Annotated in this window: 15 protein-coding genes; 9 read left to right on the top strand and 6 right to left on the bottom strand. The window is 70.7% G+C overall.

Annotated features, from left to right (window positions below):
* Positions 1-130: 130 nt before the first annotated feature.
* Genes ACFFC4_RS02100 through ACFFC4_RS02085 form a run of 4 tightly spaced genes read right to left on the bottom strand, consistent with a single transcriptional unit; the run spans position 131 to position 4,596 of the window.
* Positions 131-754: a UbiX family flavin prenyltransferase gene (locus ACFFC4_RS02100; protein WP_375497288.1), complete on the bottom strand. Its 624-nt coding sequence runs from the start codon at positions 752-754 to the stop codon at positions 131-133.
* On the bottom strand, positions 751-1,665 hold the full coding sequence (gene mqnP / locus ACFFC4_RS02095) for a menaquinone biosynthesis prenyltransferase MqnP (RefSeq protein ID WP_375497286.1): 915 nt from the start codon (positions 1,663-1,665) through the stop codon (positions 751-753). The genes ACFFC4_RS02100 and mqnP overlap by 4 nt, the downstream gene beginning before the upstream one ends.
* A gap of 51 nt (positions 1,666-1,716) precedes the next feature.
* On the bottom strand, positions 1,717-3,054 hold the full coding sequence (locus ACFFC4_RS02090; RefSeq protein ID WP_375497284.1) for an ATP-dependent 6-phosphofructokinase: 1,338 nt from the start codon (positions 3,052-3,054) through the stop codon (positions 1,717-1,719).
* Between the two features lie 60 nt (positions 3,055-3,114).
* Positions 3,115-4,596: a menaquinone biosynthesis decarboxylase gene (locus ACFFC4_RS02085; protein WP_375497282.1), complete on the bottom strand. Its 1,482-nt coding sequence runs from the start codon at positions 4,594-4,596 to the stop codon at positions 3,115-3,117.
* A gap of 87 nt (positions 4,597-4,683) precedes the next feature.
* Between ACFFC4_RS02085 and ACFFC4_RS02080 the strand changes: the two genes are divergently transcribed.
* Positions 4,684-5,370, top strand: coding sequence for a response regulator transcription factor (locus tag ACFFC4_RS02080; RefSeq protein ID WP_375497280.1), 687 nt, complete (start codon positions 4,684-4,686; stop codon positions 5,368-5,370).
* A gap of 2 nt (positions 5,371-5,372) precedes the next feature.
* A complete protein-coding gene (locus ACFFC4_RS02075; RefSeq protein WP_375497278.1) occupies positions 5,373-6,683 on the top strand; it encodes a sensor histidine kinase in 1,311 nt (436 codons plus the stop codon).
* Between the two features lie 56 nt (positions 6,684-6,739).
* Here the strand turns inward: ACFFC4_RS02075 and ACFFC4_RS02070 are convergent, their stop codons facing one another.
* Positions 6,740-7,378 (bottom strand): DcrB-related protein, encoded by a 639-nt coding sequence (locus tag ACFFC4_RS02070; protein ID WP_375497276.1) that lies wholly within the window; start codon positions 7,376-7,378, stop codon positions 6,740-6,742.
* A 37-nt stretch (positions 7,379-7,415) separates the two neighbouring features.
* Positions 7,416-7,835, bottom strand: coding sequence for a hypothetical protein (locus ACFFC4_RS02065; RefSeq protein WP_375497274.1), 420 nt, complete (start codon positions 7,833-7,835; stop codon positions 7,416-7,418).
* On the opposite strand from ACFFC4_RS02065, the gene ACFFC4_RS02060 reads away from it, so the two are divergent.
* The 7 genes from ACFFC4_RS02060 to ACFFC4_RS02030 all read left to right on the top strand — a co-directional run bounded on the left by ACFFC4_RS02060 (position 7,821) and on the right by ACFFC4_RS02030 (position 16,387).
* Positions 7,821-8,789: an FAD:protein FMN transferase gene (locus tag ACFFC4_RS02060; protein ID WP_375497272.1), complete on the top strand. Its 969-nt coding sequence runs from the start codon at positions 7,821-7,823 to the stop codon at positions 8,787-8,789. The two genes, ACFFC4_RS02065 and ACFFC4_RS02060, sit on opposite strands and share 15 nt — an antisense overlap.
* A complete protein-coding gene (locus ACFFC4_RS02055; protein WP_375497270.1) occupies positions 8,786-9,412 on the top strand; it encodes a hypothetical protein in 627 nt (208 codons plus the stop codon). Before ACFFC4_RS02060 ends, ACFFC4_RS02055 begins: the two co-directional genes overlap by 4 nt.
* Positions 9,409-10,653 carry an NADH-ubiquinone oxidoreductase-F iron-sulfur binding region domain-containing protein gene (locus ACFFC4_RS02050; RefSeq protein WP_375497268.1) on the top strand — a complete coding sequence of 415 codons (1,245 nt, stop codon included), beginning with the start codon at positions 9,409-9,411 and terminating at the stop codon, positions 10,651-10,653. Before ACFFC4_RS02055 ends, ACFFC4_RS02050 begins: the two co-directional genes overlap by 4 nt.
* A 67-nt stretch (positions 10,654-10,720) precedes the next feature.
* Entirely contained in the window at positions 10,721-10,933 is a 213-nt protein-coding gene (locus ACFFC4_RS02045) for a ferredoxin (RefSeq protein ID WP_375497266.1), read from the top strand.
* 50 nt (positions 10,934-10,983) lie between these two features.
* Positions 10,984-12,219: a glycosyltransferase gene (locus ACFFC4_RS02040; RefSeq protein ID WP_375497264.1), complete on the top strand. Its 1,236-nt coding sequence runs from the start codon at positions 10,984-10,986 to the stop codon at positions 12,217-12,219.
* Complete coding sequence (locus ACFFC4_RS02035; RefSeq protein WP_375497262.1) at positions 12,216-14,252, top strand: glycosyltransferase family 39 protein; 2,037 nt, start codon at positions 12,216-12,218, stop codon at positions 14,250-14,252. The genes ACFFC4_RS02040 and ACFFC4_RS02035 overlap by 4 nt, the downstream gene beginning before the upstream one ends.
* Positions 14,252-16,387 (top strand): glycosyltransferase family 39 protein, encoded by a 2,136-nt coding sequence (locus tag ACFFC4_RS02030; RefSeq protein ID WP_375497260.1) that lies wholly within the window; start codon positions 14,252-14,254, stop codon positions 16,385-16,387. Before ACFFC4_RS02035 ends, ACFFC4_RS02030 begins: the two co-directional genes overlap by 1 nt.
* The last annotated feature ends 37 nt before the right edge of the window (positions 16,388-16,424 follow it).

Raw genomic sequence — 16,424 nt, 5'->3', positions numbered from 1 at the left:
CCGAAAGACCCCGGCGCGACCCGCCTGACGCATGACGGGCCGTCGAGGCAAGGCCCCGGAGATCGTTACGCGGCGCAACACTATTACCCGCTGCATAGTTTTTCTTAACGTCGAGCTCACCTGGCGGGCGTCACGTCGTGCGGGCCGCGCCCAGCTCACCCGTCCACCTGGTGATCAAGGTGTGCTCGACGCCGATGGCGTCGAGGATCTTGGCCGCGACGAAGTCGACGAGCTGCCCGATCGTCTGCGGCGCGCTGTAGAAGCCCGGGTTCGCGGGCAGGACCACGGCACCTGCGTCGTGCAGCGTCAGCAGATGACCGAGCGTGGCTCGGGTGAACGGCGTCTCGCGGGGCACGACAACGAGCGGTCGGCGCTCCTTCAACGTGACGTCGGCGGCGCGTTGCAGCAGGTCCTTCGACAGCCCGATCGCGATGCCGGCAACGGCCGCGGTCGAGGCCGGCACGACGACCATGCCGCGCGCCTCGTAGGAGCCGCTCGCGGGGCCCGCGCCGAGGTCGCCCGCCGACCAGTACACGGTGTCGCCGGGATCGCGGGCCAGCCAGCTGGTGAGGTCCTCTCGCCAGTGCGCGTCGCGGAAGGAGATGCCGGTCTCGTCGAGAATGGTCAACCGCGCGGCCCGCGAGACGACGAGGTCGACGGGCTCCCCCGCGTCCAGCAGCGCGCCGATCACCGCTCGCGCGTAGGGCGTGCCGGATGCCCCGGAGACGCCGACGATCCAGGGGGTGCGACTCACGAGCCCAGCCCGTGCACCAGGAGGTCGGCGAGCGCGAAGCCGAACAGGCCGATACCGATGACGCCGTTGGCGGTGAAGAACGCTCGGTTCACCCGCGACAGGTCGGCCGCGCGCACGATCGTGTGTTCATAGATCAGGACGAGCGCGGTGAGCGCCAAGCCCGTCCACCACAGCCGGCCGAGCCCGGCCGCGGCGCCGAACCAGGCAAAGGCAGCGACGGTGACCACGTGCACGATCGCCGAGGCGCGCAACGCAGCCGGGATGCCGAAGCGGGCCGGCACCGACCGCACGCCGATCGCGCGGTCGACCTCGTAGTCCTGGCACGCGTAGATGAGGTCGAAGCCGCCGATCCAGGTGCCGACCGCGAGGCCCAGCGCCGTGGCCGGCCAGGACGGGTGGCCGGTGACGGCGATCCACGCCCCGACGGGCGCGACGAACTGCGCCAGGGCCAGTAGCACCTGCGGGAAGTCGGTGAACCGCTTGCCGTAGGAGTAGAGGACGAGCAGACCCACCGCGACCGGGGCGAGCGCCAGGCACAGCCAGGACAGCGCGGCGCAGGCACCGAGGAAGACGGCGAGCGCAACACCGGTACCGGCCCATGCCGTCGTCAGCGACACCTCACCGGTGACGAGCTCGCGCCGGGCAGTGCGCGGGTTGAGTGCGTCGAAGCTGCGGTCCAGGATGCGGTTGGCGCTCATGGCCACCGTGCGGGCCGACACCATGGCCACCGTGATCAGCAGCAGCTCGACCCAGTGCACCGTCCGGGTGTCGCGCCACATCGCCGTCAGCGCGGCGATGTAGGCGAACGGCAGCGCGAACACCGAGTGCTCGATCATGACCAGCGACAGGAACTTGCGGACGTTGCCACGTGCGGGCGCGATGTCTTCCCTGGTGAGGTCGCCGGTGGTCACGCCACTAATTCTGCCTGTCAGCAGCTCTGTTCGCTCCGCACGCTTCGTCGCTCAGGAGAAACGGGCCGGTTGGCCGGTGGCCTCGAGCACCGCCATCCAGAGATCGCCGTCCGGGTCGACCTGGTTGCGCCCGCTCGTCGCGAGCGGAATCGGGATGTGCACGAAGCGGCCGTGCCACATGCCGACGACCATCGCGGTACGCCCGGCCAGGGCCGCGTGCACGGCGGCCTGCGCGAGCCGCAGGCAGTACTCCGCGTCGTACCCGTTGGCCGCGACGCTGCGGATCGCGTACCCGGGGTCGACGTAGCGCAGGCTCAGCTCGACGTTCTCGCGGGCGAAGTGGTTGACGACGCGGTCCCGGGTGAGCGTGCCGATATCGGCGAGGCGCGCGTTGCCTGACGCGTCGGTGCCGGCCGTCTGGAGCAGGTCCTGCCCCGCGCTCTCGGCGACCACGACCACCGCGTGGCCGTTCGCGTCGACGCGTCTGCGCAGCGCGTCCAACAGCCCGCCGTGGCCTTCGAACCGGAACGGGACCTCGGGGATGACCACGAAGTCGACGTCGTGCTGCGCAAGCGTGGCGTAGCAGGCGATGAAGCCCGAGTGCCGACCCATGAGCTTGACCAACCCGACACCGTTGGGCGTCGAACGGGCCTCGGTGCTCGCCGCCCGGATCGACTCCGCCGCGCGGGTGAACGCCGTCTCGAAGCCGAAGCTGCGGTCGATGAACGGGATGTCGTTGTCGATGGTCTTCGGCACCCCGACGACGGCCAGGTCGTAACCGCGCGCCGTCGCGGCCTCGGCGATGCGCTGCGCGCCGCGCAGGCTGCCGTCGCCGCCGATGACGAACAGCACGGTGATGCCTCGCTCGACGAGGGTGTCGACCATCTCGTCCGGGTCCTGGGCGCCTCGGCTGGTGCCGAGCACGGTGCCGCCCCGGTTCTGGATGTCGTGCACGACCGATCTGGTGAGGACGGTGGTGGTCTTCGCGCCGTCGACGGTCAGGCCGCGGTAGCCGCCCTGGAAGCCGACGACGTCGTGAATGCCGTAGCGGTCGTTGAGCTCCAGGACGAGACCTCGGACGACGTTGTTGAGCCCTGGGCACAGCCCGCCACAGGTGACGATGCCGACCCGGGTCGTGGACGGATCGAAGTACAACGTCTTACGCGGGCCGGCCGGTTCGAACGCGGGCAGTTGTCCGACATCGATTCCGCGGTTGACGGCCATGGCGCGGGTGTCGTCGAGCAGCACCCGGTCCGACTCACCCACCCAGTGGACGGTGTCGCGGCGGCCGTCTAGTTCGTGCGCCAGAGGCGACACGTAACGGCGCTTGCCGAGCTCGCGTACCACGAGGTCCGCCTGCGAGAGCGCGAGGACGTCCCGGGTGAACACGGCCCCGATCGTGCTCGCGCGAGGTTTCCGCCGCGTGACGTGGATCTACGGTCATACGCCTCAGCGGCGGCGCCGACGGCCCTTCGCAGGCGCGCCGATGCCGTACTCCGCCCAGCGGCGGTCGACGGTGGCGAGCGTGGCGTCCTCGAGCACGCACTCGGTGGGCCAGCCGCGGTGGTAGCCCTCGGTCGGCAGCTTGCGGGTGGCGTCGATACCGAGCTTGCCGCCGTAGAACTGCTCGTAGGAGCCGTGATCGAGGTGGTCGACCGGCCCCTCCGTGTGCAGCACGTCGCGGCCGTAGTCGACGTTGCCGAACGCGCGCCACGCGACCTCGGCGTAGTCGTGCACGTCGCAGTCGGCGTCGACGACCACGATCAGCTTGGACAGCGACATCAACCCGGCACCCCAGATCGCGTTCATGACCTTCTGTGCGTGCTTGGGGAAGCGCTTGTCGATCGACACGATGCAGCAGTTGTGAAAGACGCCGGCCTCGGGCAGGTCGTAGTCGACGATCTCCGGCACGGTCAGTCTGATCAGCGGCAGGAAGATCCGCTCGGTGGCCTTGCCGATCGGCCCGTCCTCCTGCGGCGGTCGACCCACGATGATCGACTGGTAGATCGGCTTTTTGCGCATCGTCACGGTCTCGACGCGGAGAAAAGGGAACGGCTCGACCGGCGTGTAGAAGCCGGTGTGATCGCCGAACGGACCCTCCGGCAACCGCTCCCCCGGCTCGACCCAGCCCTCGAGGATCACCTGCGCGTCGGCCGGCACCTGCAGCGGCACGCTGACGCAGTCGACCATCGGCACCCGCTCGCGCTGCACGAAGCCGGCGAACAGGTACTCATCGATGTCGGCCGGCAGCGGCGCGGACGCCGCGTACGTCACCGCGGGCGGGCAGCCGAACGCGATGGCGACCGGCAGTCGCTCGCCCCGCCGCTCGGCAACCGCTGCGTGCGAGGTGGAGTCCTTGTGGATCTGCCAGTGCAGGCTGACCGTCCGCTCGTCCTGCAGCTGCAGGCGGTACATGCCGAGGTTGCGCGCGCCGGTCTCGGGGTGCTTGGTGTGCGTCAGCCCCAAGTTGAGGAACACCCCGCCGTCCTCGGGCCAGGCCAAGATGCCGGGCAGCAGGTCGACGAGGTCGATCTTGCTGTTCTTGATGACGACTTCCTGGCAGGGCGCACTCTTGACGTGCCTCGGCGGTGCGTTCTTCAGCTGACCGACCTTGCCGAGCGCGTCACGAAAGCCGCTGATGCCCTTCGGGAGCTCGGGTTTGAGCAGGTCGGCAATGCGATCGCCGATCTCGTCCAGGTCGGCGACGCCGAGGGCCTTCGCCATTCGACGCTCGGTGCCGAACGCGTTGATCAGCAGGGGCATCCGTCCGCGCGTGGGGTTCTCGAACAGCAGCGCCGGCCCGCGCTCGCGCACCACCCGCTGCACGATCCCGGTGACCTCGAGGTGCGGGTCGACGGGCACGCTCACGCGGGCGAGATCACCCTCCTTCTCGAGGGCTGCGACGAATTGCTGAAGATCGGCGTAGGCCATCCCTCCAGTATCCGGCGCGATCGTGGAGAGTTGACCCCGGTATCGGGGCACAGCACTCCACGATGTTGGACGGTTAGTCTCGCGGCCATGGCTCAGGTGCTGCTGGTCGAAGACGACGGTGCGATCCGTACCGCGCTGACCCGAGGGCTGCGCGAGCACGGGCACGTCGTGTCGGCGGTCGGGTCGGGCATGCCGGCGCTGAGTGCGGCCGTCGAGCAGAAGCCTGACGTCGTGCTGCTCGACCTCGGATTGCCGGACATCGACGGTGCCGACGTGCTGTCCATGCTGCGGGCGGTCAGCGACGTGCCGGTCATCGTCGCCACGGCGCGGGACGACGAGCAGGAGATCATCCGGCTGCTCGACCTCGGCGCCGACGACTACGTGATCAAGCCATTTACTGCGGCGCAGATGACGGCGCGGATCCGGGCCGTCATGCGGCGTTCGGGCAAGACCGACGAGGACCCGGTGATCACCGTCGGTGGCCTGAAGATCGACACCCGCAGCTACGAGGTCACCGTCGACGGTCGAGCAGTCGAGCTGGCCCGCAAGGAGTTCGAGCTGCTGCTCGCCCTGGCCCGGCGGGCCGGGGAGGTCGTCACCAAGCGCGACCTGCTCAGCGAGGTCTGGCAGCTGGCATGGGGTGGCTCCGACCGCACCGTCGACGTCCACCTGTCGTGGCTGCGGCGCAAGCTCGGCGAGACGGCGGCCGAGCCGCGCTACCTGCACAGCGTGCGCGGCGTCGGTGTGCGGCTCGCCGCTCCCTTGGAGGCCTGAGCGTGCGCCGGCGCATCCTGCTGCTGGTCGTCGGCATGACCGTCCTCGTGGTGCTGGCCTTCGCCATCCCCCTCGTGGTGTTCATTCGGAACAACGCCCGCGACGACGCCATCAGCGACCTGCAGCGCGAGGCAGGCGACGTCGCCCGCGCGGTCGGCCAGTACGGCGCCACAGCACTGCCCGCCTACCTGAAGGGGCTCCCCAACGCCGCGTCGGTGCAGCTGCCCAGCGGCTCCGTCGTCGGTACCCCGCCGCCGGGCACCCCTGCCAACCTTCCCGCGCTGTCCGACGGATTGTCCGGTGGGGTGTCGCGGCCGGGTCTGGGTGGCCCGCCGAACCCCTCGCCAACCAGCTATGCGGGAGGCACACTCGTATCGCTGCGGGTCGGATTCTTCCGCAGCGCCGAGGACGACGCCTACGTCGTGCGGGTATACGCCACCGACGACGAGATCACGTCCGGCGCCACCACCCCGCTGCTCCTGCTTGCCGGCGCCAGCGTCGTGCTGATCCTGATCGGGATTGCCCTCGGTGAGCTATTGACCCGACGCATCGTGCGCCCCCTGGCCGAGACCGCGGCGACGGCCCAACAGTTGAGCTCCGGCGACACCACCGCCCGGGCGCCTACCGACGGGCCGGTCGAGGTCGCCGACGTCGGCCGTGCGCTGAACCGGCTGGCCGACCGGATCGATGAGCTCATCGCCGAGGAGCGCGAGACGGTCGCGGACATGTCGCACCGGCTGCGCACCCCGCTGACCGCGCTGCGCCTCGACGCCGAGGCTCTCGACGAGCCGGCTGAGGCCGAACGCATCGGGGGGCACGTCACCGTCCTGGAGCGCATGCTCACCGCCGTCATCCACGCGGCGCGGCGACCGCAGCGCGAGGGCCGCATCCCCGCGTCCGACGCCACCGAAGTGGTCGGTGGGCGCGTCGCGTTCTGGTCGGCACTGACGGAGGATCAGGGCCGGGTGGCCACCGTCGACCTGCCTGCCGACCCGCTACCGGTACGCGCCGGAGCCGAGGATCTCGCCGTGGTCGTCGACGCCCTGCTCGAGAACGTCGTCGCACACACGCCCGAGGGCACGGCGTTCTCGGTGACCCTCGCGCCGTCCGAGCACGGCGCGCGCCTCGTGGTGGCCGATGACGGCCCCGGCCTGCCATCGGGCGAGCCGATCCGCGGGCGCAGCGACCGCGGATCCAGCGGCCTCGGCCTGGACATCGCCCGGCGCAGTGCCGTGGCATCAGGCGGCGCCATGACCCTGGGCGCGAGCCCGTCCGGCGGAGCGATGATCACGTTGGACTTCGGCCGGCCCTAGTTCGTCTGGCCCGTCAAGTCCGTCGGATACTTCCAGTCCGTCGACGCGTACCCCCGTCAGCTGCGCCAACGCAGCGAACCGACGATGCTGTGGGCGGCGGCGCTCGACGCCGCGAAGTCGACGGTGGTCGACGTGTAGGTGATCGTGTAAGCGGACGAGCCGTGCAGCACGACCGTCTGACGCTGGATCAATTTCCGCCCTTGCTGCGTGTCCGTGAAGGAGTACTCGAGGGCGTCCTCACCGTCGACGCTCAGCTTGGTGCTCGGCGTCAGATCGGTGATCGCGATCGCCGCGCGCAGGCCGGCAAGTGACTTCGCACGATACGACTCCACGTCGAGGCCGGCCGGCAGGTCCTCCCGAACGACATTGACGTTCGAGGCGAAGGCGTTGCGGGTCGGGCCGAAATAGGCCGCGACCGCCTTGATCTGCTGCGCGACGGCCGTGTCCTGCCGCCAGCCGGTAGGCAGGACGACGGTGAAGTCGCCGTCCGGCGACGCGACCGCAGGCCCGGAGGCCGCAGGCGTGGAAGCCGTCGACGACGCCGCCCCGAGCGACTCGACCCCCTTGACCGATGGCGAAGCGGTGACCGGCGAGGTCGGAGCGGAGGACGACTGGTCGGCTCCCGAGCCAGAACTCCCACAGGCGGTCACGGCCAGGACGAGGCCCAGGGCCGGGAGCCAGGAACGGATCTTCATAAGCCCACTATGAACGGGCCGCCCAATCCGGGGACCTTCACCCAGTCTCAGCCAGGCTTAAGAGGCACTTGACGTTGTGGTGACGCGGCCCTGAGCCGCCCGACAGCATCGTTGCCGGTATGAATCCGATGGACTCCCCGAAGCGCCTGCGCATACGCGGCCGGATCGCTGCCGGCGCCGCCGCCCTGTCCGCCACCGCAATCACGCTCGGCCTCGTGTCCGGGGTGGCGAGCACCGCGGACGCCTCCGGCGACACCGCCACGACACCGAGCACCGGGTCCAGCACGTCGGCGTCGACAACGACACCCACCACGACGACACCGACCACGACGACGCCGACCACGACGACACCCAGTTCGTCGGCGAGCTCGTCAACGTCCAACGACTCAGGTGTCAGCAGCACCGACCAGAACAGCTCAACCGACGGCGGGAGCAACGGGTCATGAGCGCTACCCACGTCATGACAGCCTGGAGCAGCACGGTGCGACTGACGATCGACGACGAGACCGCGCTCGCGGCCGCAGTCGCCGACCTCACCGCGCTGCTCGAGCGGGTCGACATCCTGGCCAGCCGGTTCCGTCCGGACTCGGCGCTCTCGGAGGCCAACGCGCTTGCCGGCCGCCCCGTCCCCGTCTCCCGGATGCTCGTCGAGCTCGTGGACGCCGCCCTCGACGCCGCGGCCAACACCGACGGCGCCGTCGACCCCACCCTCGGCATCGCGATGCAGCGCATCGGTTACGACCGCGACATCACCGAGCTCGGGCCCAACGCGACGGTCGAGCACGCCGCACCCCGGGCCGACGCGTGGCGGGCGGTCCGGCTGGACCGCGAGGCCGGCATCCTGCGCGTCCCGGCGGGTTGCGCCCTCGACCTCGGCGCCACCGCCAAGGCCTGGACCGCCGACCACGCCGCCCGCACCCTCGCCGGCCGCTACGGCACACCGGTGCTCGTCGAGCTCGGCGGGGACGTCGCGGTGGCCGGCGAGCGGCCGGAAGGTTGGACGGTTCGCGTCGCCGAACGCGAGGGCGAGACCGGTCAGCTCGTCCGCATCCGCCGCGGCGGCCTGACGACCTCGACCACCACCGTCCGCACCTGGCGCCGCGGGAACGGCACCGCCCACCACATCGTCGATCCCAGCACGGGTGAGCCGACAGCCGGCCCGTGGCGCACGGTCAGCGTGGCCGCGGGCTCGGCGCTCGCGGCCAACACGGCCAGCACCGCCGCGATCGTCAAGGGCAACGACGCGCTGGCCTGGCTCGCCTCGCGCGGGACCGCAGCCCGGCTCGTGGATCAGCGGGGCGACGTCGTCACCACCGGCGCTTGGCCGACCCAGATCCGCACGCCGACCCAGATCCGCACCCTGCCCCTTCGTCGCTCCCTCGGCGCCGTCCCGCGAGGTGCGGTCGCATGAGTCTCTGGTTCACAGCGCGCGGAGCCGGCCTGTCTGCGCTCATCCTGCTGAGCTTCGCCACCTGCCTCGGTGCGCTGATGTCCCGCCCCGGCCACGCGGGGCGCCGGTACGTGGTGCAGTACCTGCACCGCGCGGCAGCCGGCCTCGGCCTGGGCGTGCTCGTGCTGCACGTCGTGACGATCGTCCTGGACACCTACGCGAACGTCGGGATCACCGGGGCGATCGTGCCGTTCACCTCCGGCTACCGACCCACGTGGGTCGGGCTCGGTTCGCTTGCGTTCTACACGTTCGTAGGCGTCTCGCTGCTCGGCCTGGCCCGCGGCCGAATGGCCGCCTCCGAGCGCGGCGCGCGGGTGTGGCGCCGGTTGCACGGGCTGTCCTACGCCGGCTGGGGCCTGGCCATGCTGCATGGCTTCACCAGCGGCACCGACAGCTTGGTGGGCTGGGTGCGATTGATCTACATCGTCTGTGGTGCGGCCGTGCTCGTATCGGTGGCAATCCGCGTCGCCTCCATACCTCGCGGTACGCAGCGCGATCGTTTCGCCGGTCGGCCGGTACCCCTAGCCGCCAGCGGCGTGCGGCCGACCACCCCCACCCGCGTCTCCGAGGGAGCCTCCCGATGACCGCCCTGCTGCACCGTCCGGCCCTTGCGCCGAACCTCGACCTGCACGCCTGGTCCATCGGCGCGCCTCGCCTGCTGGCCGGTTTGCAACACGCGCCGCGCCTCGACCTGCCCGCCCACCTGGCCACCCACGGCCCGCTGCCCGGGTCGGACCTCGAGCGCGTGCTGGCTTACCTCGACAGCGCGTCGGTCGCCGGCCGCGGCGGCGCCGGCTTCCCGCTGGCAACGAAGATCCGCGCCCTGGCGCCCGGTCGTCGCGAAGTGATCGTGAACGGCACCGAGAGCGAGCCGGCCAGCCGCAAGGACCGTGTCCTGATGCGCCGAACGCCGCACCTGATGCTCGACGGAGCGCTGGCGCTCTCGCATGCGATCGGCTCGCGCAACGTCACGGTCGCCGTGCACGACGAGGCAACCGCGCAGTCGGTGCGCGCCGCCGCGACCGAGCGTCCCGACGGCAAGCACGTGCGCGTCAAGATCGTTCCCGGCGGCTTCGTCAGCGGCGAGGCCCGCGCCGTGGTCCGCACCCTGCACGGCAGCGCAGCCCTGCCGCCGGGCCGGCGCACACCCCCCACCGTCGACGGCGTGCTCGTGGCCAACGTCGAATCGATGGCTCAGCTGGCCGTGCTGCTGCGCTACGGCCCGCACCGCTTCGCCGAGACAGGGACGCCGGACGAGCCGGGCACCACGCTGCTCACGGTCGGCGGCGCAGTCGGCCGGCCGGGCGTCGTCGAGATACCTTTGGGTACGCCGCTGGGCATCGTGCTGTCGGCCGCGCAGTCCGCCGACCCGCAGGCCGTCGTGGTCGGCGGTTACCACGGCAGCTGGATCGCGCCGATCGGGCAGATCCGGTTGTCTCGTGCCGGACTGGCGTCGGCCGGCGGCACCCTGGGCGCGGGAGTCCTGGTAGTTCTGGGCCACAACACCTGCTCGCTCGGCGAGTTGGCTCGGGTCACCGGTTGGCTGGCCGGCGAGTCGGCCCGCCAGTGCGGCCCGTGCCGGTTCGGCCTGCCGGCGCTGGCGGCCGACGTCACGGCGCTGGCGGCAGGTCATGTTGCCGGGCTCAGCTCAGCCTTCGCGCACGCCCGAGCGGTTGACGGCCGCGGTGCGTGCGCGCATCCGGACGGCGCGGCCCGGTTCGTAATGTCCGGCCTGCACCTGCTGCACGACGAGAACGATCTGCACCTGCACGGCGGCTGCGGGCGTCCGGTGCTCGGTCAGCTGCCGATCGGGCTCGTGCCATGACCGGCCCTCGCTGCGCTCCGGCCGCCGAATGCCATGCACATTGGTCGTGCTCCGACTGCGTCGTCGCATGACAAGTCTCGAGATCGATTGGACCCGCTGCGACGGCCACGGGCTGTGCTCCGTGCTGCTGCCGACCCGGGTCGGCGTCGACGAGTGGGGCTTCCCCGTGCTGCATGACCCGGACGTGGCCGAAGCCGACCTGCCCGCTGCGCGACGCGCGGTGGCCGCCTGCCCCGCCCTCGCCCTGCGCCTCGAGACGCCTGTCCCACTCTCCCGATGACCGCTGAATCCCCACCTGAAGCAGCGATCGAGTCCGTGAAAGGAACCCAGATGACCGCATTAGCGGCCCGCACCGATACCGGCACCCCGCCAGATCTCGATGCGATCGTCGACGTCGAGATCGTCGTCCCCGTCTACAACGAGGAGGTCGACCTCGAGCCGAGCGTGCGCCGGTTGCACGATTTCCTGCGCACGCAGTTCCCGCTCGAGACGGTGATCACCGTCGCCGACAACGCGAGCACCGACGGCACCTGGGCCGTTGCCCGGCGGCTGTCGGACACCCTCAGCGGGGTGCGTGCCGTTCACCTCGACGCGAAGGGCCGCGGCCGCGCATTGAACAGCGTGTGGTCGGCATCGACGGCGCGCGTCGTCGCGTACATGGACGTCGACCTGTCGACCGACCTCGCGGCGCTGCTGCCCCTCGTGGCACCGCTGCTGTCGGGTCACAGCGACGTTGCAATCGGCAGTCGCCTGGCGCGGTCGTCGCGTGTCGTACGCGGACCGAAGCGCGAGTTCATCTCCCGTGGTTACAACCTGTTGCTCCGCACGACCTTGCGCGCTGGGTTCAGTGACGCTCAGTGCGGCTTCAAGGCCATGCGGGCCGACGCGGCGCGCGTGCTGCTGCCGCACGTCAAGGACACGGCCTGGTTCTGGGACACCGAGCTGCTGGTGCTCGCCGAGCGCAGTGGCATGCGCATCGCCGAGGTACCGGTCGACTGGACCGACGACCCGGACAGCCGCGTCGACATCCGCTCCACCGCATGGCAGGACCTGCGCGGCATCGTCCGGGTGGGACGCGCGCTACTGGGCGGCGGCCTGCCGCTGAGCGAGGTCCGGCAGGCGGTGGGACGAGACGCATCCATACCTTCGGGTACGGCAAGCACCGGATTTACGGTGCAGGCTCTTCGCTTCGGCATGATCGGCGTCCTGTCAACGCTCGCATATCTCGTCCTGTTCGTGGTGCTGCGGGGATCGCTCGGTGCGCAGGGTGCGAACCTGCTGGCACTGCTCATCACCGCAGTGGCCAACACCGCCGCAAACCGCCGGTTCACCTTCGGCGTCCGCGGCTCGGGCCACGGCAAGCACCAGGTGCAAGGACTCGTCGTGTTCGCGCTCGGTCTCGGGCTGACGAGCGGCTCGTTGTGGCTGCTCGGCGCGTTGTCGACGCACCCTGCGCGCACGGTCGAGGTCGCGGTGCTCGTCGTGGCCAACCTGGTCGCCACCGCCCTGCGCTTCGTGCTGCTGCGGCACTGGGTGTTCGGCCGCCGGACGGAGGTGACCGCGTGAGCAGCGTCATGTATCAACCCGACCTCGTCGTACCGCCCGAGCCGGCGGCACGGCACGGCTGGGTCTACGAGCAGCGGGAGCGGCTCTCGCTCGTCGCCCTGCTGGCCGGCACCGCCGTGCTCTACCTCTGGAAGCTCGGCGCGTCCGGCAACGCCAATGACTTCTACGCTGCCGCCGTGCAAGCCGGCACCAAGAGCTGGAAGGCGTTCTTCTTCGGCTCCTTCGACTCGTCGAACTTCATCACCGTCGACAAGCCACCGGCATCGCTGTGGCCGATGGAGCTCTCCGGACGGATCTTCGGGTTCAACTCCTGGTCGATGCTGGCGCCGCAGGCGATCGAGGGCGTGCTGACCGTTTGGCTGTTGTACGCGGCGGTCAAGCGCTGGTTCGGTCACGGCGCCGGGCTGCTCGCCGGGCTGCTGCTGGCGATCACACCGGTCGCCGCGCTGATGTTCCGGTTCAACAACCCCGATGCGCTGATGACGCTGCTCATCGTGGTCGCTGCGTACTGCACCGTCCGGGCCATCGAGAACGGCTCGACGCGGTGGCTGATCGCCGCCGGGCTCGTCATGGGCTTCTCGTTCCTGGCCAAGGGCCTGCAGCCGTTCACGGTGCTGCCTGCGTTGGCCATCGCCTACCTGGTGTGCGCGCCGGGCACCTGGTGGAAGCGCCTGCTGCAGCTGCTCGGCGCGGGCGTCGGGATCATCGTCGGGGCCGGGTGGTGGGTGCTGGCCGTCGACCTGACGCCGACCTCGTCGCGTCCCTACATCGGCGGCTCGGGCAACAACACCGCCCTCGGCCTAGCGTTCGGCTACAACGGCGTCTCGCGCATCACCGGATCCTCCGATGGTGCGGGTGGCGGCGGTGGCGCCAACTTCAGCGGCTCGACGGGCCTCGGCCGGTTGTTCAACGACCTCAACGGCGGCCAGATCGCCTGGCTGCTCCCCACCGCCCTCGTCGCCGTGGTGGCGACCGCGGTGGTGACGAGGCGTGTTGCGCTAACCGACCGGCTGCTGGCGTCACTGATCGTCTGGGGCGGCTGGGTTGTCATCACCGGCGGCGTGCTGAGCTTCGCCAGCGGCACCATCCATACCTACTACAGCGTCGAGTTGGCCCCGGCCATCGCGGCGGTGGTCGCCATCGGCGCGGTCACGCTGTGGCGCGCCCGGGCGCAGCAGGCAGCTCGCGTCGGACTGGCCGTCGGTGCGCTGGTCACCGGCATCTGGAGCTACTCGCTGCTCAATCGCGCGTCCGACTGGCACCCATGGGTGCGTTGGGCTGTGCTCGTGGCGTCGGTCGCGGCGGCCGCACTGCTGCTCGTGCCGCCGAGTCGGGCCCGACGCGGTCTGGTCATCGCCGCCGCGGCGGTCGGCATCATCTCGCTCGGCAGCGGTTCGACCGCGTACGCCCTGGACGCCGCGGCCACCCCGCAGACGGGGTCGACGCCGTCGGCCGGACCGTCGACCGGGACGCGCGGCTTCGGCGGCGGTCGCTTCGGCGGCGGCGGCGGCGGTGCGGGTGGGTTCCCCGGCGGTAGGGGTGGGACCGGTGGGTTCCCCGGCAGCACAGGTGGCACCGGTGGGTTCCCCGGCAGATCAGGTGGCACCGGTGGGTTCCCCGGCAGCACGAGCGGTACCGGTGGGTTCCCCGGCAGCACGGGGACTCGTCCCACCGGCGGCGGGTTCGGCGGCCAGAGCGCGAGCACTGCGGTCGTTGCCCTGCTGAAAAATACGTCCACAACCTGGTCGGCGGCCACCATCGGTTCGATGAGCGCCGGCCCCCTGGAGCTCGCGTCCGACACTGCCGTCATGGCCATCGGCGGGTTCACCGGCTCTGACGCCACCCCGACCCTGGCCCAGTTCCAGAAGTACGTCGCCGCAGGAAAGATCCACTACTTCATCGGCGGCGGCGGCTTCGGCGGCGGACGGGGTGGCGGCACCGGCAGCGAGATCACCTCGTGGGTCGAGGCCCACTACACCGCGACGACCGTCGGCGGCTCGACCGTCTACGACCTGACCGCAAAGGCGAAGTGATGACGACCGATCTGACGCAGTCCTCGACCCACCCCCCGTTGAGTGGCGGGTTACGCGACGAGTGGCGCCTTTCAAGTCGACACTCGGACGACAACCCGACACTCGACCCGCGGGAGCCGGAAGACCCGCCGCAGCTCGACGCGTCGGCGCATCGTCGGCGTGACCGGGGATTGTTCGGTGGGCTGCTCGTCGGCACCGTGCTGCTCTACCTCGTCAACCTCTCGGTGTCGGGCTGGGCCAACCAGTTCTACGCCGCGGCCGCCCAGGCGGGCGCGAAGAGCTGGAAAGCCTTCCTGTTCGGCTCGCTCGACCAGTCGAACTTCATCACCGTCGACAAGCCCCCGGCGTCGCTGTGGGTCATGGACCTGTCGGTGAAGCTGTTCGGCGTCAACTCGTGGTCGGTGTTGGCGCCGCAGGCCCTGGAAGGAGTCGCGGCGGTCGCGCTGCTGTACGCGGCGGTGAAGCGGGTCAGTGGCCCGACGGCGGGGCTGCTGGCCGGCGCCGCGCTCGCCACCACCCCGGTGGCCACTTTGATGTTCCGGTTCAACAACCCCGACGCCCTGCTCGTGCTGCTGATGACCGCGGCCGGGTATGCCACCGTCCGTGCGATCGAGCACGCGCGGATGCGCTGGATCGTCCTGGTCGGGGTGCTCATCGGCTTCGCGTTCCTGACCAAAATGCTGCAGGGCCTGCTCGTCGTCCCCGGCTTCGGAATTGCCTACCTGGTCGCGGCGCCGACCACCGTCCGTAACCGGTTGCTGCACCTGCTCGCCGGGCTCGGTGCGCTCGTCGTTTCTGCCGGCTGGTGGGTGGTTCTCGTCGAACTGTGGCCGGCCGGCTCGCGTCCCTACATCGGCGGGTCGACGAACAACAGCATCCTCGAGCTGGTGTTCGGCTACAACGGCATCGGGCGACTCACCGGATCGAACAACAACGGCGCCGTCGGTGGACGAGGCCGAGCGGCGACCGGCGGCGGATTTTCCTCCGGCGAGACCGGCCTCACCCGGCTGTTCGGCAGCGAGATGGGCTCCCAGATCAGTTGGCTGCTGCTGGCGGCGCTCATTGCGATCGTCGCCCTGGCCTGGGTGACCTGGCGGCGCCCGCGAACCGACGCCCTGCGTGCGTCGCTGATCGTCTGGGGCGGTTGGCTGCTCGTCACCGGCGTCGTCCTGAGCTTCGCGAGCGGCATCATCCACCCGTACTACGTCGTTGCGCTCGCGCCGGCGATTGCAGCGCTCGTCGGCATCGGCGTGCTCGAGTTGTGGCGGCGCCGCGCCGAGACCAACGGTGTGGCCCGGTGGACGCTTGCGGCGTTCGTCGCGGCCACGGGCTGGTGGACGTACGTCCTGCTCGGCCGGGCGTCCTGGCACCCCGAACTGCGCTGGATCGTGTTGCTCACGGCCGCGCTGACGGTGCTCGCACTGTTCGTCACCAAGCTCGCACGGGCCTGGATCGTGGCACCGCTGCTGGCACTGACGCTGCTCATCGCTCCGACCGCGTACGCGCTGCAGACGGCGTCGACCGGGCACACCGGCGCGTTGCCCTCGGCCGGTCCGGCCACCTCGGGCGGGTTCGGCGGTGGACGTGGTGGGTTCGGCGGCACCGGCGCAGGATTCCCCGGCGGCGGCACCGGCGGGTTCGGTGGGTTCCCCGGCGGGACGACAAACGGGACGACGGGCGGTACGGCGACCGGTGGCTTCCCCGGCTTCCCCGGCGGCGGCACCCGACCGACCGGCGGGTTCGGCGGCCGCGGCGGTGGCATGGGCGGCCTGGGCGGCGCGACGACGGTCAGTTCGGCATTGACCAACGCGCTGAAAGCCGATGCATCCGCCTACTCGTGGGTGGCGGCGACGACCAGCGACAACGAGGCAGCGTCGCTGGAACTGGCTACCGGCAGGTCAGTGATGGCGCTCGGCGGCTACAACGGCACGGACGACGCGATCACGCTGGCACAGTTCAAGGCACTGGTCGCCGCCGGCAAGGTGCACTACTACGTCGCCGACGCCCAGGGGTTCATCGGGTCGACAGCGGCCAACACCTCGACGGCCTACGCCATCCAGCAGTGGGTGACGAAGACGTTCACCGCGAAGACCGTCGGCGGGTCGACCGTCTACGACCTGACCACGACGTCCTGACCGCCTGCCCCACCGAGTTGTCCGCCCGTCGCCGTGT

The organism is uncultured Jatrophihabitans sp., assembly GCF_964244045.1.
GTDB lineage: Bacteria > Actinomycetota > Actinomycetes > Mycobacteriales > Jatrophihabitantaceae > Jatrophihabitans.
The sequence above is the reverse complement of the archived record's forward strand: the minus strand, read 5'-3'. Positions and strand labels throughout refer to the sequence as shown.

What these genes read in the sequence shown, in the direction of transcription:
- ACFFC4_RS02040 (WP_375497264.1), top strand. Translation starts at nt 10,984, where the DNA reads ATGACCGCATTAGCGGCCCGCACCGATACCGGCACCCCGCCAGATCTC.
- ACFFC4_RS02070 (WP_375497276.1), bottom strand. Translation starts at nt 7,378, where the DNA reads ATGAAGATCCGTTCCTGGCTCCCGGCCCTGGGCCTCGTCCTGGCCGTG.
- ACFFC4_RS02080 (WP_375497280.1), top strand. Translation starts at nt 4,684, where the DNA reads ATGGCTCAGGTGCTGCTGGTCGAAGACGACGGTGCGATCCGTACCGCG.
- ACFFC4_RS02030 (WP_375497260.1), top strand. Translation starts at nt 14,252, where the DNA reads ATGACGACCGATCTGACGCAGTCCTCGACCCACCCCCCGTTGAGTGGC.
- ACFFC4_RS02060 (WP_375497272.1), top strand. Translation starts at nt 7,821, where the DNA reads ATGAGCGCTACCCACGTCATGACAGCCTGGAGCAGCACGGTGCGACTG.
- ACFFC4_RS02050 (WP_375497268.1), top strand. Translation starts at nt 9,409, where the DNA reads ATGACCGCCCTGCTGCACCGTCCGGCCCTTGCGCCGAACCTCGACCTG.
- ACFFC4_RS02085 (WP_375497282.1), bottom strand. Translation starts at nt 4,596, where the DNA reads ATGGCCTACGCCGATCTTCAGCAATTCGTCGCAGCCCTCGAGAAGGAG.
- ACFFC4_RS02045 (WP_375497266.1), top strand. Translation starts at nt 10,721, where the DNA reads ATGACAAGTCTCGAGATCGATTGGACCCGCTGCGACGGCCACGGGCTG.
- ACFFC4_RS02055 (WP_375497270.1), top strand. Translation starts at nt 8,786, where the DNA reads ATGAGTCTCTGGTTCACAGCGCGCGGAGCCGGCCTGTCTGCGCTCATC.